This window comes from Allocoleopsis sp. (assembly GCF_036703385.1).
GTDB lineage: Bacteria > Cyanobacteriota > Cyanobacteriia > Cyanobacteriales > Coleofasciculaceae > Allocoleopsis.
In genome coordinates, this window is sequence record NZ_DATNPA010000104.1 from 1 (window position 1) to 22,573 (window position 22,573).

At 47.9% G+C, this 22,573-nt stretch carries 16 protein-coding genes and 2 pseudogenes; 11 read left to right on the forward strand and 7 right to left on the reverse strand.

The annotated features are described in order from the left end of the window. From V6C93_RS05195 to V6C93_RS05215, 5 genes and pseudogenes are all read left to right on the forward strand, one after another. Positions 1 to 784: pseudogene (locus V6C93_RS05195) on the forward strand (hypothetical protein); the annotation flags it as partial. Between the two features lie 262 nt (positions 785 to 1,046). Further along, positions 1,047 to 2,585 (forward strand): Dyp-type peroxidase, encoded by a 1,539-nt coding sequence (locus tag V6C93_RS05200; protein ID WP_333475590.1) that lies wholly within the window; start codon positions 1,047 to 1,049, stop codon positions 2,583 to 2,585. Between the two features lie 25 nt (positions 2,586 to 2,610). Further along, a complete protein-coding gene (locus tag V6C93_RS05205; protein ID WP_333475591.1) occupies positions 2,611 to 3,054 on the forward strand; it encodes a hypothetical protein in 444 nt (147 codons plus the stop codon). Between the two features lie 124 nt (positions 3,055 to 3,178). Next, positions 3,179 to 4,408 carry a catalase family protein gene (locus V6C93_RS05210; RefSeq protein WP_333475592.1) on the forward strand — a complete coding sequence of 410 codons (1,230 nt, stop codon included), beginning with the start codon at positions 3,179 to 3,181 and terminating at the stop codon, positions 4,406 to 4,408. A gap of 120 nt (positions 4,409 to 4,528) precedes the next feature. Beyond that, a complete protein-coding gene (locus V6C93_RS05215) occupies positions 4,529 to 5,425 on the forward strand; it encodes an alpha/beta hydrolase (protein ID WP_333475593.1) in 897 nt (298 codons plus the stop codon). Positions 5,426 to 5,511: 86 nt separating this feature from the next. Here the strand turns inward: V6C93_RS05215 and V6C93_RS05220 are convergent, their stop codons facing one another. Then, complete coding sequence (locus tag V6C93_RS05220) at positions 5,512 to 6,705, reverse strand: histidine kinase (RefSeq protein WP_333475594.1); 1,194 nt, start codon at positions 6,703 to 6,705, stop codon at positions 5,512 to 5,514. Positions 6,706 to 6,998: 293 nt separating this feature from the next. Between V6C93_RS05220 and V6C93_RS05225 the strand changes: the two genes are divergently transcribed. Then, entirely contained in the window at positions 6,999 to 8,588 is a 1,590-nt protein-coding gene (locus tag V6C93_RS05225; protein ID WP_333475595.1) for a glycoside hydrolase family 57 protein, read from the forward strand. Positions 8,589 to 8,719: 131 nt separating this feature from the next. Here V6C93_RS05225 and V6C93_RS05230 read toward each other — a convergent pair whose 3' ends face one another. Next, positions 8,720 to 9,301 carry a Uma2 family endonuclease gene (locus V6C93_RS05230; protein WP_333475596.1) on the reverse strand — a complete coding sequence of 194 codons (582 nt, stop codon included), beginning with the start codon at positions 9,299 to 9,301 and terminating at the stop codon, positions 8,720 to 8,722. A gap of 121 nt (positions 9,302 to 9,422) precedes the next feature. After that, positions 9,423 to 11,276 (reverse strand): protein kinase domain-containing protein, encoded by a 1,854-nt coding sequence (locus V6C93_RS05235; RefSeq protein ID WP_333475597.1) that lies wholly within the window; start codon positions 11,274 to 11,276, stop codon positions 9,423 to 9,425. A 138-nt stretch (positions 11,277 to 11,414) separates the two neighbouring features. On the opposite strand from V6C93_RS05235, the gene V6C93_RS05240 reads away from it, so the two are divergent. Next, entirely contained in the window at positions 11,415 to 12,329 is a 915-nt protein-coding gene (locus V6C93_RS05240) for a WD40 repeat domain-containing protein (RefSeq protein ID WP_333475598.1), read from the forward strand. A 96-nt stretch (positions 12,330 to 12,425) separates the two neighbouring features. Here V6C93_RS05240 and V6C93_RS05245 read toward each other — a convergent pair whose 3' ends face one another. Beyond that, positions 12,426 to 12,617 (reverse strand): hypothetical protein, encoded by a 192-nt coding sequence (locus tag V6C93_RS05245; protein WP_333475599.1) that lies wholly within the window; start codon positions 12,615 to 12,617, stop codon positions 12,426 to 12,428. Positions 12,618 to 12,901: 284 nt separating this feature from the next. Here V6C93_RS05245 and V6C93_RS05250 point away from each other — a divergent pair, with 284 nt between their 5' ends. Next, on the forward strand, positions 12,902 to 14,173 hold the full coding sequence (locus V6C93_RS05250) for a serine/threonine-protein kinase (RefSeq protein ID WP_333475600.1): 1,272 nt from the start codon (positions 12,902 to 12,904) through the stop codon (positions 14,171 to 14,173). Positions 14,174 to 14,402: 229 nt separating this feature from the next. On the opposite strand, the gene V6C93_RS05255 is transcribed toward V6C93_RS05250, so the two are convergent. The 3 genes and pseudogenes from V6C93_RS05255 to V6C93_RS05265 form a co-directional block, all read right to left on the reverse strand. Further along, positions 14,403 to 18,362, reverse strand: a complete 3,960-nt coding sequence (locus tag V6C93_RS05255; RefSeq protein ID WP_333475601.1) for a PAS domain S-box protein — start codon at positions 18,360 to 18,362, stop codon at positions 14,403 to 14,405. Between the two features lie 199 nt (positions 18,363 to 18,561). Further along, a pseudogene (locus V6C93_RS05260) lies at positions 18,562 to 18,746 on the reverse strand (IS701 family transposase); the annotation flags it as partial. A 146-nt stretch (positions 18,747 to 18,892) separates the two neighbouring features. Then, complete coding sequence (locus tag V6C93_RS05265) at positions 18,893 to 19,159, reverse strand: hypothetical protein (RefSeq protein ID WP_333475602.1); 267 nt, start codon at positions 19,157 to 19,159, stop codon at positions 18,893 to 18,895. 128 nt (positions 19,160 to 19,287) lie between these two features. Between V6C93_RS05265 and V6C93_RS05270 the strand changes: the two genes are divergently transcribed. From V6C93_RS05270 to V6C93_RS05280, 3 genes are all read left to right on the forward strand, one after another. Then, the gene (locus V6C93_RS05270; protein WP_333475603.1) at positions 19,288 to 20,967 is read left to right on the forward strand and encodes a hypothetical protein; all 1,680 of its coding nucleotides are present in this window, start codon (positions 19,288 to 19,290) and stop codon (positions 20,965 to 20,967) included. Between the two features lie 281 nt (positions 20,968 to 21,248). Continuing rightward, on the forward strand, positions 21,249 to 21,848 hold the full coding sequence (locus V6C93_RS05275; protein WP_333475604.1) for a gamma-glutamylcyclotransferase family protein: 600 nt from the start codon (positions 21,249 to 21,251) through the stop codon (positions 21,846 to 21,848). Positions 21,849 to 21,895: 47 nt separating this feature from the next. Beyond that, on the forward strand, positions 21,896 to 22,573 hold a 678-nt coding region (locus V6C93_RS05280; protein WP_333475605.1), incomplete at its 3' end, for a selenium-binding protein SBP56-related protein.

Here is a 22,573-nt window from a genome sequence, read left to right on the forward strand (position 1 = left end):
GATCGTAGACTTTGTGAAAAACAAACTCAGTTGGGCACTAACTCCAGCCGAACAACCCAGCTTAGGATGGCGAGTTAAGGAAAAGCTAAATTTCATTCTCACACTCCTCGGACTCCTAGCCCTATCGCCCCTCCTCCTCCCCTTGTTTCCTATCTGGTTGGCAATCCTACGCTACAAGGAAAAACAGGACGCAGCTCAACAGGAGCAGTCTAGGCTGAGTGACGAACAACGTGGTGAACTAGCCATTCGTGAAGACCATGTAGTGCAAAATCAATTTAGTGCTGTTGGCAACATTAAGCCTGGATTATTTCGGCATACCACCGTCATGATACTCCTCTGGGCGGTTAATTTTGCCAGCCGTCACGTATTCAACAACGGCAACCTCGCTGGCATTAAAATCCTCAATCTCGATGGTGTAGATACCATTCACTTTGCCCGTTGGATTGTGATCAATGAAGGGCGTCGCGTCTTGTTTCTGAGCAACTATGACGGTAGTTTAGAAAGCTACATGGACGACTTTATCAACAAGGTTGCTTGGGGATTGAATGCCGTATTTAGCAATGGAGTCGAGTATCCCAAAACCCGATGGCTAATTTTGGATGGTGCGAAGGACGAGCAAGCGTTTAAGACATTTATCCGCAAACGCCAGATTCCCACCCAAGTTTGGTATACCGCCTACAAGGAATTCACGGCTGTCAATGTTGCTAACAACGCCCAAATTCGGGCAGGGCTTCACAAAGATTTGAACCAACAAGAAACAGAGGAGTGGCTGCGTAGACTTTAACAGGACTTACGCCAAAAATCTCTCTTTCCTCTTGTTTCTCCGTGTTCTTTATGTCCTGAAGTGGTTTGTTTTTTCATCATTGTGCGTAATTCCTATTTATAGCGATTTTCGTATCAGTAAAGTACATCTGAGTTTCTTGCCAATTCCTAATACCCTTGCAACCCAGAACTTTGTACCTCATCCACATGAAAACCGCTATAGATTTGCATTTTTTACCGAAAAAAAGGGTTTCAATCTCCTCACTAAAGCTCCGGCCCTATAAGTGGAATCATCAAAGAATTTTGCCGAATGTCAAGCTCCGTCCTTTGAAGGCGGAGCCAGTCCAAAATCCAAAATCCAAAATCGATTGACTTTTGACTTGCTTACTATGTATACCCTCGACCTCAACGACATCCAAGGGATTATCATTCGTGGCTATTCTAATCTAGAAGCTGCGGCTTTTGTACTATTGGGCATCCAGAATTCCGCTGCGGCAAAGCAATGGCTGAGGAAACTCCAGGTTCAGAACGGTCAGGAGCGACCCTCTGACACCAGCCTGAATATTGCCTTTACCTACAAGGGGTTAAAAGCACTAGGGGTAGATGACTCAACCTTGAAAACATTCCCCACCGAGTTTCAGGAAGGCATGACTGCCGACCACCGTCGGCGTTTTCTGGGAGATTCTGGAGAAAGTGCGCCTGAGGAGTGGGATTGGGGAGGGCCAAAAACAGCAGATGTGCATATCTTCCTCATGCTGTATGCCACAGACGACGAGAAGCTCACTGCCTTCTACGCATCCTTGGTCAAGGAGTTTGACAGCAACGGTGTGCAACTCATCAAGAGGCTCGATACCTTCCCCCTCAAAGACCAAGACAACGAACCTCGGGAACATTTTGGTTTCCGAGATGCCATAGGTCAGCCCATCATTGAAGGATTGAGCAAGGTTGGGTCGCCAGCGAACACGATTAAAGCTGGAGAGTTCATTCTTGGCTACCCTAACGAGTACGCACTGTACACCGAAAGACCAAGAGTGAAAGCAGAACTCGATCGCAAGGACATCCTCCCGGCAGAAGAAGGGAATTCTGAGAACCACGACCTCGGTTGCAATGGCAGCTATCTCGTGTTTAGGCAACTCGGTCAAAAGGTTCAGGACTTCTGGCGTTTTCTGGACGAAAAAACTCAAGAACCCGATGGCACGAGCAATCCCGAAGCTCGGATTAGGTTAGCGGCGAAAATGGTCGGACGTTGGCCGAGTGGGACACCGTTAGTCAAAGCGCCCGATCGCGACAGCCCAAACATGACTAGCAAGGATGATTTTGAGTACCACAAAACCGATCCCTACGGTTTCAGATGCCCCTTCAGCGCCCACATTCGCCGCTCTAATCCCCGTGACACCCTAGAACCAGAACCCGGTTCGCAAAAGTCGATTGACCTCACCAAGAAGCGCCGACTGCTGCGTCGAGGTCGTACCTATGGAATGCCGCTTGCCCCCTCACTTGACCCGCAGGATATGTTAAACGCTCAGGAGTCCGGGGAGCGAGGAATACATTTTATTTGCATCAATGCCAATATCAGTCGGCAGTTTGAGTTTGTCCAGCAAACTTGGATTAACAACCCGAAATTCAATGGACTGTACAGCGATACCGATCCATTGCTGGGCGATCGCGAGCCAGGAGAAATTGGAGCCACAGACACCTTCACCGAACAGTCCCAACCCGTGAGAAAGCGCATAACAGGTCTGCCTCGGTTTGTTGTAGTTCGTGGCGGTGCCTACTTTTTCTTACCTGGCATTAGGGCGTTGCGGTACTTGGCTTCTATATAGACTTTAACGCACAGGAGTAATACAGATGGAAAGCAAGTTTTGGTCGAGAATGTTCTTGGCGGCTGCAGTGTTCAACTTCCTGATGGGTGGGCCGATTATGCTGGCTCCCAAAGGGAGTTACGCCTTGGCTTACATTCCGTTACTGACTGGCGACGACGCAATAGCGCTGAAGTTCTGGGCAGATTTTGGGTTCAGCGTGTTGCTCATTGGCGTCGGATATTACCTTGTCTCGCGTGACGTTACTAAGAACCACAGCATCGTCTGGTTGGGAGTTTTTGCCAAGCTGTTCGATGTCATAGTGCTGAGTTATCGTTTTGCGATCGGTGTGGCAAAAGCGTTGGTCATCTTTCCCGCCGTGATCGACGGAGTTTTCGTTCTACTCTTCGTTCTCTTCTTGTATAAAACCCACCAGCAACCTCTCCAATTACCACGTGAGAAACTTAGCTGTGAGAGTACTCTCAAAGCGTAATTTTTCCGGAATAATAAGTAGCTCAACACAATTAAAGGTAAAACCCCCTGAGTTCGATCCCCCCTAGCCCTCCTCTAACGCTCCGGTTAAAAAGGAGGGAACCTGAATTTCTGCATCAAAAACTATGAATGTCCCCAAAATTGTTAACGATTTAGTTGTAACTTTAATTCGATTTACGCGGCGACTCAATCCTGAGTTGAGAAACTTGTTTGATCGCTTATTCCAAAAGCCAATTGAATCTGTTGCCCAGTTTCTCATCAACTTGAGTCGAAAAAACGAAAATTTGGGTATCGCCGAGGAAAATCTTCTACCCAATGAAGCCGAAATTACCCAGCAAATCACCCAACAAATGACCGAGTTTTTGGTCAAACAGTATACCGGAAAAATTGCTGAACGAGCAGGTAACACAAAAACTTACGGCGTAGTTAAAGGGAGTTTTGAAGTTCTACCTGATCTGCCAGATGAACTCAAACAAGGCATCTTCAAAGAATCTAGGACGTATCCAGCTTGGCTCAGATTTTCCGGCCCAGGCCCCTTGGTAACGCACGACCTTGATGATAATGGTATCTTGAGTATCGGCGTAAAGTTAATGGGTGTGGAGGGGGAGAAATTAATCGATGACGAGAAAATGACTCAAGATTTCACAGGTATCAGTTCTCCTACCTTTACCACCCCAAACGTTATCGAGAACCTCAAACTCCAACAACAGGTTTACAATGATACCCCCGCTTGGTATTTCCTAAATCCGTTTGATTCGCACCTATTAGACGCCATCATGCAAGGGTTATATGCCAAAGCGCATACTAGCCCCTTAGAAGTAGCTTATTTTAGTTGCGTTCCTTATTTGTATGGTGAAGGCAAAGCAATTAAATATGCGATTAAGCCCTGTACGGATGAGAAGACAAAAATTCCCCACAATCCATCCTATGATTATCTGAGGGAAGCGATGGTGAAGACGCTGGAGCAGCGAGATGTGTGTTTTGATTTCATGGTGCAATTCCAAACTAACCCCCACAAAATGCCCATCGAAAATGCTTCTGTTATCTGGCCTGAAAAACTTTCCCCCTATCTCAAAGTTGCTATAATCCGCATCCCTGCTCAGAAATTCGATTCACCTGCACAACTTAAATTTGCCCGAAACTTATCCTTCAATCCGTGGCATTGCATCGCCGAGCATCGCCCATTAGGAAATCAAAGCCGAGCGAGAAAATATATCTATTTAGAAACCTCCAAGTTCCGGCAACGGATGAATGGCGAGCAGAGAATAGAGCCAACGGGAGATGAGGATTTTAATACAGAAGCCGTGCCTGCTTCTGTTGCCGCTGATGCCCAGCCCTTAAATGACTCAGAATGATGAGCTGCCACATGTGACCGTTCAAGAATTGAGCAGCCAGAAAAATTATCCATGTGGGTACTTTGAAAGTGCGATCGCATTTCACCATTGCAAATACGAGAGTTCAAGCGCAGGTGACTTATGACAGCAAGCATTGAGCATATACAGGTACAAGCCAATGGCATCACCTTTCACGTCGCCGTCGCCGGACGGAAGGATGCGCCCTCCATCCTCTGTCTCCACGGATTTCCTGAGGGATGGATGAGTTGGCGACCGATAATGGAACGGTTGAGTGATGTCTGCTTGTATGCGCCAGACCTTCGGGGCTACCCTGGAACAGAACGTCCGAGAGATGGCTACGACGTTTTCACGCTCACTAACGATATCAAGGCATTGATTGAGGTACTCAATCTCAATAGGCCAGTTCTTGTTGGGCATGACTGGGGTGGAGCGCTAGCCTGGATTTTTGCCCATCGGTACTCCCCTCTCATCCGCCAGCTTGTTGTCGTCAATTGCACGCATCCGAAAACGCTGGTGCGAGCAGTGCTACAGGTTGAGGACTTCCAAACCTTTCGCATCCCGTGGGTTCTCTTTTTCGAGCTGCCGTGGTTTCCCGAATTCTTCATGACGACAGCGTTGGGCAGAACGATGCTGAAGCTTTCCTTTACGCTGAGGCAGGGACAAAAGGAAGCCATGAACGTAGCGCTTGTGGAGGAAATGGTGTCGCGCTTCCAGAAGCCAGAGGATCTGCATGGAGTGATCAACTACTACCGCGAGATGGTGCATACGCAGCTGGTGTCAGAAAAGCGATCGCAACTTGAAGCCGTCTACAATACACCAATTACCGTTCCCACCAGGCTAGTCTGGGGCGAGAAGGACTGTGCGCTGTCCGCCAAGGTGGCATTGAATAGCAGTAAAGATGCGGGTTGTGAAGTTGAATGGAGACCTCTTCCCAACGTCGATCACTTCGTGAGCCTGGAGGCACCTGACCAACTGGCTCTAGAAATTAGCCGTGTCATCGGCAACAGCGTTGGATAGCCCACCAACAGGATGCGAGCGGAGAATGGCGCACGAAATCAGAGCTTCGCTCGAATTGCCTCTAGCCATTTCTGACCAGAAAATATCTATAAATAAATTGGTAACGTGAAGTGAAAGCAGCCACCACCTTTGGGAGCGCATTCTACCCAAATGCGACCGTAATGAGCGCGAATCACTTTTTGGCAGAGGGATAAACCTAAGCCATAGCCCTCTTTTTCTTCATCGCGCTTGAGGCGAAAGTGGCCTTCAAAAATGCGATCGCGGTTTTCTTCGGGGATACCTGGGCCATTATCGCAAACACTCACCTGAATTTTCTGAGTTGTCCGGTGCAGGATGGAAACATGTATTTTCCCGTCTACGGGCGTATACTTGTTGGCATTATCCAGCAGGTTAATCAGCACCTGACGTACCAATTCTTCATCGGCATAGACACAGGGCAAGTCTTGTGGAATGTCGGTTTCCACCTGGTGAGACTTAAGCTGAAACTGTTCGCTCATCTGAATCAGAACCTCCTCGCACAGCTTCCCCATGTGCAGTCTTTTCGGTCGGAGATTGAATTCAGAACTGTTTCCCCTAGCCGATTGGAGCAAATCGGTAATCATCCGCTCCATGCTGCGAAATTGAGTACGAGCTTGCTTCATCAGACGCCCTTTTAGGGCGGGCGTCAACTCAGAAAGACGACCTTCCTTTGGCTTATGCTCTAATTCCAGGGTTTCCAGAGCAATGGAGGCAGCGGTTAAGGGACTCCGCAAGTCATGCGCCAGCATAGATATTACCTGGTCTTTGAAACGCAGCTGTTCCAGGAGCTCTTCTTTTTCTTGTTTAAGGCGGAAGATTTCGTCTGAAAGCCGAATCAGTTCAATCGAAGAAGTAATGGAGTTCGGTGCTGATTGCGCTCTGTGCACCGCATTGGGTGAGCTATGGGGTGAGGGTAAGGGGACGGCTTGGGCCAGCGACGCTTGATGTTCCTCAACCGAACGCTGCCAGCGAGGCCACCAGTTTTTCAGTTGAGCAACCAAATTACTACCAGCCAGAGTTTGTCTGGGTTTAGGATGAACCTTGATCAGCGCTGGGGTTGCTACAACCTTATAGTGTTCAGCCAAATAAGGCTGCTCTCCAACGTCTATAACCTGGAGTTCAAAAGGATAATCGACTCTCAAGGTTCTGAGATAATTCTGGATTCGCTGGATATGCTTCCGAGAACTGATACGGTTATCGACAAACAGCAGTAGCTGTAGTGGTGCTTCCGAATCAGCGAACTTTTCAAGAGCTGCCTGCATGCAATTGGGTGTTAGCACGTGGGACAAACAGGTAATACTTTGACAACATTAAGATTGACCGTCTGTTGCCTGGAGGTATGAGCTTCCTTACAATTTAATATCTATTTTAGATTTTCGGCACTACTTCCACCTTTTGGCGTTAAATTCGATACCGTGTGGAAACTTCCCGACCCCGATCCGGGGCTCTTCCAGTTCTCTCCATCCCTTTCGTCCTAGAATCTTAACAGACTGTAAAATCTTCCTCCGATTGGGTCAGTTTTAGTTATTCATCGATTCACGTCTCCTAATTCACTATGGTTACAGGCTACGTCGCTCTTGTACTTCACGCCCATCTGCCCTTTGTCCGCCATCCCGAAAGTGATTATGTTCTTGAAGAAGAATGGTTATTTGAAGCAATTACTGAAACCTACATTCCTCTCCTACACGTTTTTGAGGGGTTAAAGCGGGATGGCGTTGATTTCAAAATGACTATGAGCATGACACCTCCCTTGGTGTCAATGCTTCGTGACCCATTGTTACAGGAGCGATATGACGAACACTTATCCAAGCTGGAAGAACTAACGGAAAAGGAAGTCGAACACAACGAACACAACGGACATATCCGCTATCTGGCTGAGCATTACGCAACGGAGTTCAACCAAATTCGCCAAACCTGGGAGAACTATAATGGCGACTTGGTAACGGCGTTCAAGCAGTTCTTGGATACCAACAATCTGGAAATCATCACATGCGGTGCCACACACGGCTATTTTCCGCTGATGAAGATGTATCCCCAGGCGGTTTGGGCACAAATTCAAGTAGCCTGTGAGCATTATGAGCAAAACTTTGGGCGTCCCCCTAAAGGGATTTGGTTACCGGAATGTGCTTACTATGAGGGCGTAGAGCGAATGCTGGCGGATGCCGGCTTGCGCTACTTTCTGACTGATGGACATGGGCTTTTGTATGCTCGTCCCCGCCCGCGTTTTGGTACCTATGCCCCCATCTTCACGGAAACAGGGGTTGCAGCATTTGGTCGTGATCATGAGTCCTCTCAGCAGGTTTGGTCATCGGAGGTTGGGTATCCTGGGGCAGCGGAATATCGGGAATTTTACAAAGATTTAGGTTGGGAAGCGGAATACGAATACATTAAGCCTTACATTATGCCCAATGGGCAGCGGAAGAATACAGGAATTAAGTATCACAAAATTACAGGTCGGGGTTTGGGGCTAGGGGATAAGCAGCTGTATGACCCCTATTGGGCACGGGAAAAGGCGGCGGAACATGCGGCGAACTTCATGTTCAACCGGGAGCAGCAGACGCGGCATCTAGCGGATATTATGCACCGACCGCCGATTATTGTTTCACCCTATGATGCGGAATTATTTGGTCACTGGTGGTATGAAGGCCCTTGGTTCATTGATTACTTGTTCCGCAAGTCTTGGTATGACCAGGGTACTTACGCCATGACACACTTGGCGGATTATTTACAGGCACATCCGACTCAACAAGTCTGTAAGCCTTCTCAGTCTAGCTGGGGTTACAAGGGGTTCCACGAGTACTGGTTAAATGAGACGAACGCTTGGATTTATCCTCACCTGCACAAAGCAGCAGAGCGAATGATTGAGCTAGCTTATCGGGAACCTGAGGATGAGTTGGTGTGGAAGGCGCTCAACCAAGCGGCGCGAGAACTCCTACTGGCGCAATCTTCAGACTGGGCGTTTATTATGCGCACAGGGACGATGGTACCTTATGCGGTACGGCGGACGCGATCGCACCTCATGCGCTTCAATAAGCTCTACGATGACATCAAGATTGGTAAAATTGACAGTGGTTGGCTGGAAAAGGTCGAGGAAATCGACAATATCTTCCCTGAAATCAACTATCGGGTCTACCGCCCGTTGTAAGTTTTGAACTTTCATAGGACACGACACTGTCGTGTCCTTGTTTAATCGTGTATTGCAAACAAGTGAGACCCAATCCGGGTTAAGTAGAAGAATCCAACGCGATGAGCAAGCTGTTGAAGTGCCAAAATCACCTAAAGCAGATACTTCAGCGCCAACTTGAACCCAGGCACAACATCTTCACCACTCAAAATTGCGGTTGCTGGATACTGCGTAATGTGACCATCAGCGCGATAAATTAAGGCTTGCTCATTCTGATGGTCAATCAACCATCCTAGCTGTACGCCAAGGGAAACAGACTCTTGCATCCTGGCTTTGATCGTTTCCAAATTTTCAGTCTTGGCACAAATCTCAATCACAAAATCCGGTGCCAGGTTGAGAAAGGTATCTTCTCCCTTATCCCATCCCTCTGGTAAGCGTCCTTTCGCCACAAAAGCGGCATCAGGCATGAGCAACGTGACGATATTGGAGCTTTGCACCACGTCACACCCCAATATAAAGCCAGTACCTGGCCCAAAGACTTCACCTAGATTGTGACTTTCCACCCAGTTGAGCAAATAAGCGACGGCTTTGGCTTCTCGATTGCCAGAAATTCCCCCGGTTGGCGGTAACGTCACCAGAGTTCCGTCAGGCTTGCGCTCAAACCGCAGCTCTGGATTCTGCAAACTCATTCGCATCAGTTCTTCCTCCGTTAAAGCTGCCCACGAATCCGCCATTGTACTTAGCCTCAGAGAGATTGGCTCCTTTCACGAACTATAGCAATTGCATGAGTCAGACCGCACCTGAACCCAACTAGCTAGTATACATTACTCAACTTATGGCTTAATTAAACTCAACTTATGGCTTTATTAAGCGTCCTTTTTGTACTGACTGACGATACTCAGCGAGAACTTTTTCTCGCTGCCAGTGACGATAAAGGAAGATTGCAGCTAAAGATATTCCTGTTAAGAGTGTCGATAAAGTTAAAAAACCATTCAATCCTATATTAAGACCCGTGCTTAAGCTCATGCTCAATCCTGTCAGCAATAATGCGATCGCTACCGCAAAGTTGAGGCTAAATCCTCTGTCTTTATGATTTTTGATAACAGCTCCAGCTGCAAAGCCAATCACTAAGCCCACGGCTCCTAGAAGTGTTGTTAACGCTAAAGATAAGACCCCATTTAATAAGGAAACGGTAATCGCAACTAAGCCGATAACCCCAAGAGCAATTTTGACGACAGGGGCAGATTTAACTCCAACCGCTGCCAAGAGAACTCCAGCTAAAAAACCCGCCACGAATCCGATTCCTATTAAAACTAAAGGGAAGATGATGCCAAATGTTGACGCAACGGTGATTAACCAAATCATTAAGTGTGCGCCAAACCCCGTTAAAGTCCAAGCGATCGCAAATAGTAAGGATAAGGAAATATAAGACAATCTCGGTGGTTTTAAGGGGCTTGTATCCACTCTAACCATTAGAGTGTGAGTTTTTTGTGAAGAGTTGGTATGTAATATAATCTGACGACTATAGGTTGTATTGGCCATCAATTTACTAGTATCAACGCTGATTTCACAGTCCTGGTAATTCCCTTTAAATTTGACTGGGTGAACAAAAATCCACCCATTAGAGTTTCCAATGTCACGGAGGTCATTTTCATGGGTAACCACTTCCCAATAGCCTGCCAACAAGGTTTTGGGAACCGAGTTAATAACCGTAACAGATTGAGTCAATTTTTCGCCCAACTGTTTTGTCTTGAATTCTAAAATAAGTGGGTTAAATTTAACTTCCGGTAGGGATAGTGTTGGCAAATTAATGTCATCGCCAATTTTTTCGAGCCTATTTATGGCAGACCCATCTTTACTAGAGAGTCTAAGCAATTCACCAACCGTATTCGGCAGGTAGCTGACAGGAATAGACTTCAGGGTTGCCAATGCAACAGAAGCATCAGGAAAACGGTCTTTTGGTTTGGGTTCCACCATTTTTTCTAGCCAATCCCCAAAAGAGAGACTGAGCGAAGGCAGCAAATGCTTAAAATTCATTCGACCATTCTCATGGATTAAGCTATGCACCGCCATTGATTTTGTCCCAATCAGCAGGTAAAGTAGCGTGGCACCTAGACCATAGAGGTCGGTTGCCTCCGTAAGTTGGCGATCATACAACTGTTCCGGTGCCATGAACCCCAATGTCCCAGCCGGAATGCCGCTTATGTTCACTTCCCCAGCACTAATTCGAGCCACACCAAAATCCACCAGGGAAACATTCAGTTGCTCATCCAGCAAAATATTTTCGGGTTTGATATTTCGGTGTATCACCGCTGGAATACGACTTTGTAAGTAAACCAGAATCTCCAAGACAGAGATAGCAATTTGCTGAATTTGATCGGGGCTTAAATGGCGCGGGATGGCTAAGGATTGGACATTTTTGTACTCCTGAACCAGGCAAAAGCCAGCTTTGGTTTCAACGGAATCGATATAGCGAGGAATAGCGGGATGAGCGAGTTCTTGCAGGGCTTGAATCTCATGCTTATAGGCTTTGAAGTCTGACCCATCTGTGTTAGATTGAGCCAAGACAAACTGTTTAATAACTACTAATTGCTGAGATTGGTTGTCCCTTGCCAAGTAGGTGATGCGTCCATCAGCGGGATTCCGCCCAAGTTCTCGAATCATCTGATAGCGAGGACGGCGTCTCGAAGAATTCGGAGCGTTGTTCATAACTGCTGAGATGGAGCTAGATGGGGAGTGTTTGAGTGTGTTAGCTTAGTTCGTCGTAGGCATCGCCTCTCACTTTTTTCTTTGTAGCCGCGATTTTGTTTAAAATACTGGCATTCAAAAAAACTTAACTACTGCTTTATGTCAGCATCCCAACCACAAACTCCTACTTGGGTATGTGTGCAAACCTTAACAAGTCATACAAGTTGGGTGCGGTCAGTTGCTATCAGTCCTGATGGGCAATTTCTGGCGAGTGGCAGTGGGGATAAAACGGTTAAGCTATGGGATTTCAAGACGGGGACACTCCTGCATACCCTAACAGGTCATACAAGCTGGGTGCGATCGCTTGCCATTAGCTCTGATGGACAGATGGTTGCTAGCGCCAGTAACGATAAGACTATCAAGCTCTGGCATCTGAAAACTGGGAGACTCCTGCACACCCTCATCGGTCATTCTGACTGGGTGCGATCGCTCGCCTTTAGTCCGGATGGACGCATCCTTGCCAGTGGAGCTCAGGACAAAACCATCAAGCTCTGGCAGCCAGACACGGGAAAACTCCATCGTACACTCACAGGACATTCTCACTGGGTGGTTTCCCTTGCTATCAGTGCCAACGGACAGATTGTTGCCAGTGGGAGTAAAGATAAGACGATTCGGCTATGGCGCTTGCACGAGCAACAATCCAGTAAGACTCTGACTGAACATACCGATGAAGTTGTATGCCTTGCCATTAATCCGACTGGGCATCTCCTAGCCAGTGGTAGTGCAGACTACACAATCAAACTCTGGGAACTTACCACGGGTCAATTGTTAAACACCCTCGCAGGACATTCCAGTACAGTCAACTCCATCGCCTTCAGTCCAAATGGGCAAACGCTCGTCAGTGGCAGTCAGGATAAAACCATCAAACTGTGGCATCCCGCAACTGGACAGCTTATTTCTTCCCTCACTGGACACTTAGACGGTGTTTGGTCTGTGGTGTTTAGCCCTTGTGGACAAGCCCTGGCGAGCGGAAGTTGGGACGGGACGATTAAAATTTGGCAGGTATCCCTTTAAAGAATCTGTCTCCCCACCTCCCTATCTTCCCACCTCATTGAAGTGCAGAATCAGTACACAACAGCTTAATAGTTACACAGTGGGTAATTTTTATCTCTAATCGTAAAGGGCATTGTAGATGGAAAGACCGTCCGAGTCGAACTCTTCACATTGATTCGCCAAGGTAATAATAGAATTCTGAGCGACTAACCACTGCTTTTCTATTCCTGGCAAGGCAGGAGCGTTTCTAGAGGCATTTCTGGCAAGAATAATTGTATAGTCTCGGTTTTGCAATAAGGATTCAGACATCACTTTTCTCTGGAATGCAACAACTTGAGCCAATGGGTTTGGCATATTTTAGTGCCTCTGTGCCTGAATTTGAACACGAGCAAATTTGCCAACCTTTTTACATACTCTATCCGTTTATTTCTGCCGATAGGAGAAATTTCTAAAATCTTATTCGGATGCTTGCGTCGAGGCAGTAACTCTTATAAATCCATCTCTATTCTTGACCTTTAAGAACAAATGTACTATGATAGCTGCTTCAGGCTTTACCACAATTAGTATCAATCAGCGTCCCGGAGTCGTGAACAATGGCTTGGATACAAGGGCACAAGTTACAACGCGGCAAGTACACGGTTGAAACAGTACTAGGACAAGGCGGCTTTGGCATTACCTATCTCGTGAAAGATAAACAGGGCAATCCATTTGTGATTAAAACCCTCAATAGTTACCTACTACGTCAATGCGACTGTGCCAAGGTTGAGCAAGATTTTCTCAACGAAGCCTTACACTTAGCGAAATTCCGTCATCCTCATATTGTGCAGGTCGATGAAGTCATCCAAGAGGGCGATCGCTGGTGCATGGTGATGGAATATATCGATGGGGAAAGCTTAGCGAATCGAGTTTGGAATCACGGCATTTTGTCAGAGTCGGAAGCCTTGAGTTACATGCAGCAAATCGGTGACGCGCTAACGCTGATTCACAACAATGGCTTACTGCACCGGGATATCAAGCCACTGAATATTATGTTGCGCAAAAATCGCTCGGAAGCGGTTTTGATTGACTTTGGTATTGCTCGTGAATTTTCTCCAAATATAACTCAGACCCATACTCAGTCCCTATCGGAAGGCTTTGCACCCATTGAGCAGTATGATTGGCGAGCCAAACGGGGTGCTTATACGGATGTTTATGGTTTAGCTGCTACGCTCTATTCCCTACTCACGGGAGAAATACCAACACCTTCACCGGTGAGGGCGTTTGGCACACCCTTAGCATCACCCCAGAAGCTGAATCCAAAAATTAGCGATCGCATCAATCAGGCTATCCTCAAGGGTATGGCGATGAAGCCCGAAGAACGCCCCCAATCGGTGGCAGAATGGCTAGTTATGCTAGGCACAAACCAAGTCACCCCTAGGCTTTCTCCGGCAGATTTCAGTCAATTGCGGGAGTTACTCGCTACAGGGAAATGGCAACAAGCAGACAAACAAACAGCCGCACTGATGCTCAAAGCAGCAGGACGAGAAGGTTGGTTAAGAGTTGAAGATATTGCAGCGTTGCCTGTTGCAGAACTACGGACTATCGACCGACTTTGGAGAGAATATAGTAGCGATCGCTTCGGCTTAACCGTACAAAAACGCATCTGGCAGAACGTGGCAGAGACTCACAAGAGTGGGTGGAAAGCTTGGTGCTGCTTTGGCGATCGTATAGGATGGCGCGTCAAGGGAAACTGGCTGGCTCACTCCAGCCTTAACTTTACCGTCCAAGCCCCTGAAGGAGAACTCCCTTCCCTCGTTGTCTGCGATAGCTTCGCCTTGCGTCACCAAGAATCTGTAGTATCCTTGCTCTCACGTCCAGACTTATAGCCACTAAAGTAAGCGGATGTGCCTGGAATTTAGATACATCTGGATGGGCAAGATGCGCCTTTTCATCAAATGCTGGTGCAGGCGGGACGCCTACCCCACAAGTAAAAATAACCGATACTGCGGGAGCCTCAAATTTGGCTCTCATATCATGTCCGCCTGAACACTTACGATAAAAGTGATGCTGAGATTTTGGGATATCAGAACTTTGCAAATTTTATATCGTAACTAATTACCCGGACATGATATCACGCTGCCATAGTGGTATTTGAATTACAAACTCCGTACCCTGTCCCAGCACGCTTTCGCAACGTAGCTGACCGCCATGTTTTTCGACTACAATTTGATAGCTAATGGACAGTCCCAAACCCGTACCAGACCCGACAGCTTTGGTGGTATAGAAGGGGTCGAATATTCTCCCTTTTACTTGTTCCGTTATGCCTGGCCCGTTGTCTGCAATCCGGATTGCTACCTCGCCATTGCTGAGTACCTCTGTACTAATGCGAATACAAGGGATCGAAGGTTGCAGGTTTGAAAGTTGCAGGTTTGAAAGTTGCAGGTTTGAAGACTGTTTGGAACCTTCACCCTTCAACCGTTCAACATTCAACTCTTCTAAGGCATCGAGCGCATTGCTGAGCAAGTTCATGAACACTTGATTCAGCTGTCCCACGTAGCACTCTACTTTGGGCAGGTTGCCGTACTCTTTAATCACCTGAATTTTAGGATGCTTTCCTTGTGCCTTCAGGCGACTTTGCAGAATCATCAGCGTACTATCAAGCCCTTCGTGAATATCGACGGCTTTAATCTCTGCTTCGGCGTGGCGGGAGAAGTTACGCAGCGCACCGATAATCTCACAAATTCGCTCTGCCCCAACCTTCATCGAACCCAACAGTTTTGGTAAGTCTTCAATCAGGAACTCTAGATCGATCGCATCCATTTCCGACTGAATTTCTGGCGTAGGATTGGGGTATTGCTCCTGATATAGCTGTATTAAGCCCAACAGGTCTTGGGTGTAGTTTTCAGCATGAGAAAGATTGGCAGAAATAAAGGTAACGGGATTGTTGATTTCGTGAGCTACCCCAGCAACTAACTGTCCCAAGCTGGACATTTTTTCACTTTGCACCAACTGAGCTTGTGTTTTCTGAAGTTCAATCATCGCTTGCTCAAGTTGCTGCGCTTGGGTAAGGGCTGTCTGTGTCGCTGTGCGGCTTTGCTGATAGAGTTGGGCTTGTTGGAGTGCGATCGCGACCTGGGTGGAAAGTAATTTAAGCAAATCGATTTCAAACTGCTGCCACTGCCGTGGGCCGCTACATTGATAGGCAACCAGCAGTCCCCACAACTGTTTCCCTTGCAGGATGGGTACTACCAATTTAGCTCTGACCTGAAACTGAGCCAGTAAATCAATGTGACATGGGCTTAGTCCTCCTGCGTAGATATCCTCTAGTACTTGGATACGACCTTCTTGGTAAGGTTGAACATAATCTACCTCAAAACAATGGTCATAGATTTTAGCGCCCAAGATCGGAGTCCACTCTTCATCTACAGATTCCACTGCTACAACCCCACTCCAATCTGGCTCAAAGCGGAAAATGATCGCCCGATCGCAAGCGAGAAATTGCTGAACTTCAGCCACTGTCGTGTTGAGAATCTCTTCCAGGTCAAGGGACCCTCGTATGCGTTGGGCGCTTTGAGCAATCAATCGCTCTTTGATCACTTGCTGCTGGAGTGCTGCTTCTGCCTGCTGGCGCTGCGCGATTTCTGCTTGTGAGCGTGCATAAAGTTCAGATTTCTGAATCGCGATCGCGGCCTGGGTTGCCAATGATTTGAGTAAATCCATCTCCGATGGCTGCCATTGCCGTGTCCCACAACACTGGTGTGCCACCAGGAGCCCCCACAACTCCTCCTCTTGCACAATCGGTACCACCATGTTGGCTTTAACCTGGTACTGAGCGAGTAGATCGACGTGACAGGGGGTAAGATTTGCTGTATGGATATCTTCTACCGCTTGGGCTCGCCCCTGTCGGTAAAGCTCGGTATAGGTTTGGGCAAAGCAGCAATCGTGAATGATTCTTCCTGCAATCGGTCTCCAATCAGAGCCTACCGATTCTACGACGACAACACCGCTCCCATCAGATTGGAAGCGGTAAATAATGACGCGATCGCACTCCAGAAATTGCCGCACTTCGGCGACTGTTGTATTCAGAATCTCCTCCAAATTCAAAGACTGATGGATGCGTTGCGTCATTCGAGCAATCAGTTGCTCCCTTAGAACCTGTTGCCGCAGTGCCGCCTCCGCCTGCTTGCGCTCACTAATGTCCCGCGAGGCGGATTGAATTTCTAGGATTGCACCTGTCTGTGGGTCTCGTATGGTATGGCAGGTTGTTTCCAGCCAGATGTAATGTCCATTTTTACAATGGTGACGATAGGCAACGGTATAGGTTTCTGGTAAATCCAGGATGGTCGTATGAGCTTTTCTGATTTGGGCTAAATCATCGGGATGGAAAAATTCATAAGCCGAATGCCCCACTAATTCTTCAGGAGCATAACCTAGAAGCGTTTGGCAGGCCGGTGAAGCATAGAGATAGAGTCCCTCCTCTGGCGTATGGCGCGAGATCATATCAGTGGAGTTCTCTGCTATCAACCGGAAGCGTTCCTCACTCTCCCGTAGTGACTCCTCCGCCTGCTTGTGAGCGGTGATATTCTCATTGAAAACGACAATTCCACCAATCTCCCCGTTGCGCTCATACCACGGTCGAACTTCCCAACGCAGCCAGATTTTATCTCCGTTAGCCCGCTCGAAGCGATCACTATCACACCGTTCAACCGCACCCTTAAGGCAACGTTGATGAACGTCCTTCCAGCGCTCCGGAATCTCTGGGAAGATATCATAGTGGGATTTGCCAATGATCGCCCCGTTTTCCAGGTTGTAGACTGTAAGCCAGCGCCGACTCACGGCAATATAACGCATCTGGCGATCAAACATGGCAACAGATGCTGGTGCATGGTCGATAAACAGCTGCAAGCGCTCCCGACTCTCGCGTAGGGCTTCCTCTGCCTGCTTGTGATTGCTGATATCCTGTGAAACACCAACAAAGCTTTCGAGCTGCCCTACCTGATTCCGAACTGGGAAGCCGCGTTCCCCTATCCAACGAACTGACCCATCAGGCTGTACAATCCGATATTCGTGAGAAAACCCACTTTGCCTGTGTTGTTCAAAGGCGGCGAGGACTTGCTCCCGATCATCGGGATGAATCGCCTCGATAAACGATCTGGGTTGAGCGTACAGACTCGCACAAGTGCGCCCCCAGATTGTTTCGTATGCAGGACTAACATACAGCATTTGAGTGAGTTCTGGGTTGGCCATCCAGAAGACCTCATGGATATTCTCCGCCATTTGCCGGAAACGTTCTTCGCTCTGGCGCAGTGCCTCTTCAGCTTGCTTGCGTTCTGTGATGTCTAATGAGATACCCCCTACGGCCTCTATTTGTCCCAAGGCATCCCGTATGGGAAACTTGATGGTGTGGAAGTAGTGCTGCCCATCGGCAACATCGACGAATACCTCAGTGATAACAGGAGTACCCGTATCAATGATCTGTTGATTCGCCTCCTTGAACTGCTGCGTTACTGCTGGCGGGAACAGTTCATCAATCGAGTAACCGATCGCCTCCTCTCGCCGGATACTGACCAATTCTTCCCAAGCCCGGTTGACCAAGCGGTAGCGCTGCTCGTCAGCCGTAACAATGTAAATGGGTGCTGGTGTATAGTCCAATAATTTGGCGAGAAACTCCTGCGTCGAGCGCAACTGTTCCTCTGCCTGTTTGTATTGGGTGATATCCGTAGTAGTGCCAACGTAGCCTGTTACAGTTCCAGTTTCGTCTTTCTCGGCGACGGCTTGAGCCAAAACCCAAGTCGTCTTACCATCGGCGTGTTGAACCCGATACTCCGAGCAAAATGGTATGTTTTCTTGTGTTACTCGGTACCATTCGGCAAAGACGCGTTCTTTGTCGTCTGGATGTAGAACTTGCACCCAAGCCTTTCCCTCAGCCTCTGCTGCCGTGATTCCAGCAATTTCACACCAGTACTCATTAACCGATAAATAATGCCCTGCGACATCTGTGCGAAATATCCCTACAGGTAAGACGGATGCTAAGGTGCAGTAATGGAGTTTACACTCCGATGTGCTTGTCTCCATTGCATTAAATATTTCCGTATAACGATAAAAAGATTACGAAATCGCCGAACAGTCCTATCCTTTTTTGTACGATTTTATACTTTCCTAATATTTAGGATGTCACTGTTGGAGATAATGGCTCATCTTTATTACTAAAATGCAACATTATAAACCTCTACTCTTTGGTAGACATTGACATTTTATTAATAACTAGACACGAATAAATATTAAGAAACCGACTTAACGTACTAGCCGACTTAGTTTTACAGTGTTCTGGAAGGGGTGGCCTTGAGCCTCTAGGAACAACCCCAACATCGCTTGCAGATTGTCTCGTTGGTCGTGTGAAGGCATCAACGATAGCAGGATGTAAACTAATTGCTGGGCGTGGGCAAAAATTGCTTCCATTTTTCTTGCTTTTCTCAATGTATTTCACGCCCTTTTCTCTCATCTTTTTGGTTTTCCAGGCAAATCTAGGACAATTCCTATATTTAGGGAGCGACTCGGCACTAGGCTACGTAATCTCACTGTTAACAACGTTATCTTAACTACTCTTAGCTACTGAGAGCAATTTTTGTTTCTGTGTCATTTTCATCAAATTCTGGAGCAGGCGGGACGCCTACTCTACAAGAAAAAATGACTAGGAGTGGGATGGGCATCTTGCCCGTCCTAGCTATTTGCTTGTAATACCAAATCTTCGTCGATACACGGGAGGCTAGAAGCCAATTTCCTCGCTGAAGCGTCAGAAACATCGTCAATCCGTTAGCGAAGCGGGCGCGCAACGCCCGACAGGATAGGCGAGGTAGTTCATAGTGATACACAGATTTATTGGGTCGTTTTGATTGCGGAACTTAAAACCCCTATAAATGCGTCCCCAATATCTGTAATCCTTACCTATATTCGCGCGGTATGCTCTCATAGCGCGAACAATTGCGTCGTAGCTACTATTATGAAACAGTTTCTTCCAAAAAGTCGCCAAACACAGCAGATTTTCACGGCTTTAATTTTAACGAGTATTTTGTCCTTGGGTGCTGGTACGACCTTTGTTAATCCCGCAGCCGCTAAGTCTATAGGAAGTCCCGAAGGTGTTGCTGGTTTGAAGCAACGTAATCGCCAAGTACCTCCTATAGTTATCAATGCAGTTCGTCGCGAAATTGCTCGTACTTACAGAATTTCTCCCGGTCAACTCAAAGTTGTTAGCGCCACTCAACAAAGTTGGTCTGATAGCTGCTTGGGTCTTGGTGGACCCGCTGAAAGTTGCGCTCAAATATTTATCCAAAACGGTTGGCGCATTGTCATCTCTGACGGTGCCCAAACGTGGACGGCTCGCACAGATGGCGCTGGACGCTTTGTACGCTTAGAAGGTCAAAATAATCAGAGTAACAGTCAATTGCCTGATTCAGTTGCCAGAATGGTATTGCGAGCCGCGTCCCAAGACAGTGGGTTACGCCGTTCTGAGCTGCGTATTGTTGGGTCGCAACAGATTCAGGGAAGCAGCAGCTGCCTTGGTCTTCCGCCCCGTTCCGGGCGCGGCTGTACCAGGGATTTAGCGACGCTTTGGCAGGTAACCGTGGAAGGTGACCAACAGCGCTGGGTTTATCACACCAACATGGACGGTTCCCGAATCCAGCTGAATGAAGAAGCTAGCAACATCGGGAATGGCAACATCGGAAATGGCAACTTGCCTCAATCCGTTGCTGATGCTGTTTTAGAGTTTGCCTCTGAAGATTTGGGTGTGTCCGGTTCCCGGCTGCGAATCACCCAAGCCCAACAACAGGTTTGGGGAGATAGCTGTTTGGGTCTTTCTCGCCCTACAGAACGATGTAGGGGTGAGTCTACACCGGGTTGGCAGGTGACCGTAGAAGGTAGACAAAGAACGCAAGTTTATCGTACCGATGATTCCGGTTCCCGCATCCGGTCAGAAGCCATCCTTGGAGAAGTGCCTTTTGAGGGCAAATTGCCCGATGCTGTTGCCCAGGCAGTTTTACAGGATGCTTCTCGCCAGTCCAATGGTTACAAGGGATTGCGTATTGTCCAAGCTGAACGGCAAGATTGGCCGAATGGCTGTTTGGGTCTGGCTGAACGGGGAGTCTTCTGTACTCAAGCGCTCGTTCCCGGTTGGCGCGTGACCGTAGAAAGCGGACAACAAACCTTTGTCTATCGCACCAATGAGTCAGGTTCTGTGATCAAGTTGGAGAATGGCGCGGTGCAAGGGAATGGTGGAGCGATTCCAATGGCTGAGAGTGAACTCCCGTCCCCATTGGGTCAGGGTGTTGTGTTTCGTGCGATCGCAGGTGGTGGTTTTACGGGTCGCACCACTGAAACCCTCCTGATGAATGATGGACGAGTGATTCGGCGCTTTACTAATCCGATGATTAAGGCTCCCGAACAAATGCATCAAATTTCTCGCCAAGAGCTGCGGCAGTTTCAGCAATTGCTAGAGCAACGGAATTTTGCTCAGTTCAACCGATTGCTTTACCCAGCTCCCAGAGGTGCCGCTGACTATATTACGGTTACTCTCACCAGTCCAACGGGTACGACCAGCTATGCGGATATGGGTCAAGATCGTTTGCCTGAGCCTTTGCAGGAAGTTATTGAAGCGTGGGGTCAAATCGCCAGCGGTAGGTGAAGCGGGGAATCGGGAAGACGCTCGAAGACTCGCTACCGCTTCGCTATCGGGAATCGGAAGTCGCAAGAGAAGAAGAAAATCGGGAATCGGAAGAGTAGGCAATTATTTCTATTTCCCACTCCCTACTGCCTACTCCCCTCCCCTGACTATTCCCGATTCCCTACTGCCTACTCCCTTTCTTTTGAATCTTAAAATACGGTTTGTACACCGGAATATGTTGTTTTTTAATAAGTCAGTTTGATATACTGCTTATTGAGAATATACATCGGTTTTTTTGAACCATGAGTACTCCGTCTAGCGATAGTCAAGATTCATCGACACAGTTTCCACACCTCTCTAGGGCTGTTCTTTCTATCCAACAGCCGCTTCAGCAAGAGCCAACGTTTTACTACTTCGCTTATGGCTCTTGCATGTGTCCGGTGGATTTAAAGCGATCGCTCGGCGAGAAAACTCACAAATACGTGATTGGACCTGCCACACTCAAGGGTTATCGGCTGAGTTTTAACCGTAAATCAGTGCTTCGTAACTGTGGGGTACTCGATGTTGTCCCCGATCCAACCTCATCCATTGAAGGCGTGTTGTATCGCTTACCCTTGCGGTTGAGTGATGCCTTAGATGAACGAGAAGAAGTCCCTCGCGGTGGCTATCGACGAGAAATGATTGAAGTCCGCGCTCACGGGCGTTTGTACAAGAATGTTCGTACCTATGTTGTGGTAGAGAAATTAGTCAAAGAATTACCGCCCAACGATTGGTATTTCAATGTTGTACTTCGGGGTGCCGTGACATGTGGGCTAAGTGAACCTTATGTGTGGAAGTTGTTTAACCACATGCACCAACTCCAACAGCGTCACTGGCAAACCGAATCGCTGCGATCGGCGTAATCAAATCGGCGTAAGATTTGGGATAACAGCGCTACGAGGTGAACCCGATGAATCAATCCACTCATGCCTGCTGTGGCCCCGGCTATGCTTCTCCGGAAGCGGCGATGAAGGCAGAACAAGAAAAGGTACTTTATGCGATCGCTCTTTACACCGGTACCGGAATCGAAGAGCCAGATTATTTAGCAACGGTAGACGTTGAACCCAATTCCCCCACTTATTCCCAAATTATCCATCGCACAGTAATGCCCTACATCGGCGATGAATTGCATCACTTTGGCTGGAATGCCTGTAGTTCCTGTCACGGAGATGCCAGTAAATCCCGGCGCTTTTGTGTGATTCCAGGTCAGCGTTCTAGCCGAATTTATATTGTGGACACCGCTGATGTACGTGCGCCCAAAATCCACAAAGTAATCGAGCCAGAAGAAATCAAAGAAAAAACGAACCTCACAGCTCCCCACACCGTACACTGTCTCGCCAATAGTCAGGTGATGATTGCCATGCTGGGGGATAGTGAAGGGAATGGCCCCGGTGGCTTCCTATTGCTCGATGATAATTTTGATATTGCTGGGCGCTGGGAACACAATGCCCAAGGGATGCGTTTCAACTATGACTTCTGGTATCAGCCGCGCCATAACGTCATGGTCAGTAGTGAGTGGGGTGCACCGAAAACCTACTACCCCGGCTTTGACCTCAACGACGTAACGGCAGGGAACTATGGACGCCAG

Bases quoted from the DNA above. Each gene is read 5' to 3' on its own strand.
- V6C93_RS05205 (WP_333475591.1), top strand. From the start codon at position 2,611: ATGGAAAGCAAGTTTTGGTCGAGAATGTTCTTGGCGGCTGCAGTGTTC.
- V6C93_RS05210 (WP_333475592.1), top strand. From the start codon at position 3,179: ATGAATGTCCCCAAAATTGTTAACGATTTAGTTGTAACTTTAATTCGA.
- V6C93_RS05215 (WP_333475593.1), top strand. From the start codon at position 4,529: ATGACAGCAAGCATTGAGCATATACAGGTACAAGCCAATGGCATCACC.
- V6C93_RS05220 (WP_333475594.1), bottom strand. From the start codon at position 6,705: ATGCAGGCAGCTCTTGAAAAGTTCGCTGATTCGGAAGCACCACTACAG.
- V6C93_RS05225 (WP_333475595.1), top strand. From the start codon at position 6,999: ATGGTTACAGGCTACGTCGCTCTTGTACTTCACGCCCATCTGCCCTTT.
- V6C93_RS05230 (WP_333475596.1), bottom strand. From the start codon at position 9,301: ATGGCGGATTCGTGGGCAGCTTTAACGGAGGAAGAACTGATGCGAATG.
- V6C93_RS05235 (WP_333475597.1), bottom strand. From the start codon at position 11,276: ATGAACAACGCTCCGAATTCTTCGAGACGCCGTCCTCGCTATCAGATG.
- V6C93_RS05240 (WP_333475598.1), top strand. From the start codon at position 11,415: ATGTCAGCATCCCAACCACAAACTCCTACTTGGGTATGTGTGCAAACC.
- V6C93_RS05245 (WP_333475599.1), bottom strand. From the start codon at position 12,617: ATGTCTGAATCCTTATTGCAAAACCGAGACTATACAATTATTCTTGCC.
- V6C93_RS05250 (WP_333475600.1), top strand. From the start codon at position 12,902: ATGGCTTGGATACAAGGGCACAAGTTACAACGCGGCAAGTACACGGTT.
- V6C93_RS05255 (WP_333475601.1), bottom strand. From the start codon at position 18,362: ATGGAGACAAGCACATCGGAGTGTAAACTCCATTACTGCACCTTAGCA.
- V6C93_RS05270 (WP_333475603.1), top strand. From the start codon at position 19,288: ATGAAACAGTTTCTTCCAAAAAGTCGCCAAACACAGCAGATTTTCACG.
- V6C93_RS05275 (WP_333475604.1), top strand. From the start codon at position 21,249: ATGAGTACTCCGTCTAGCGATAGTCAAGATTCATCGACACAGTTTCCA.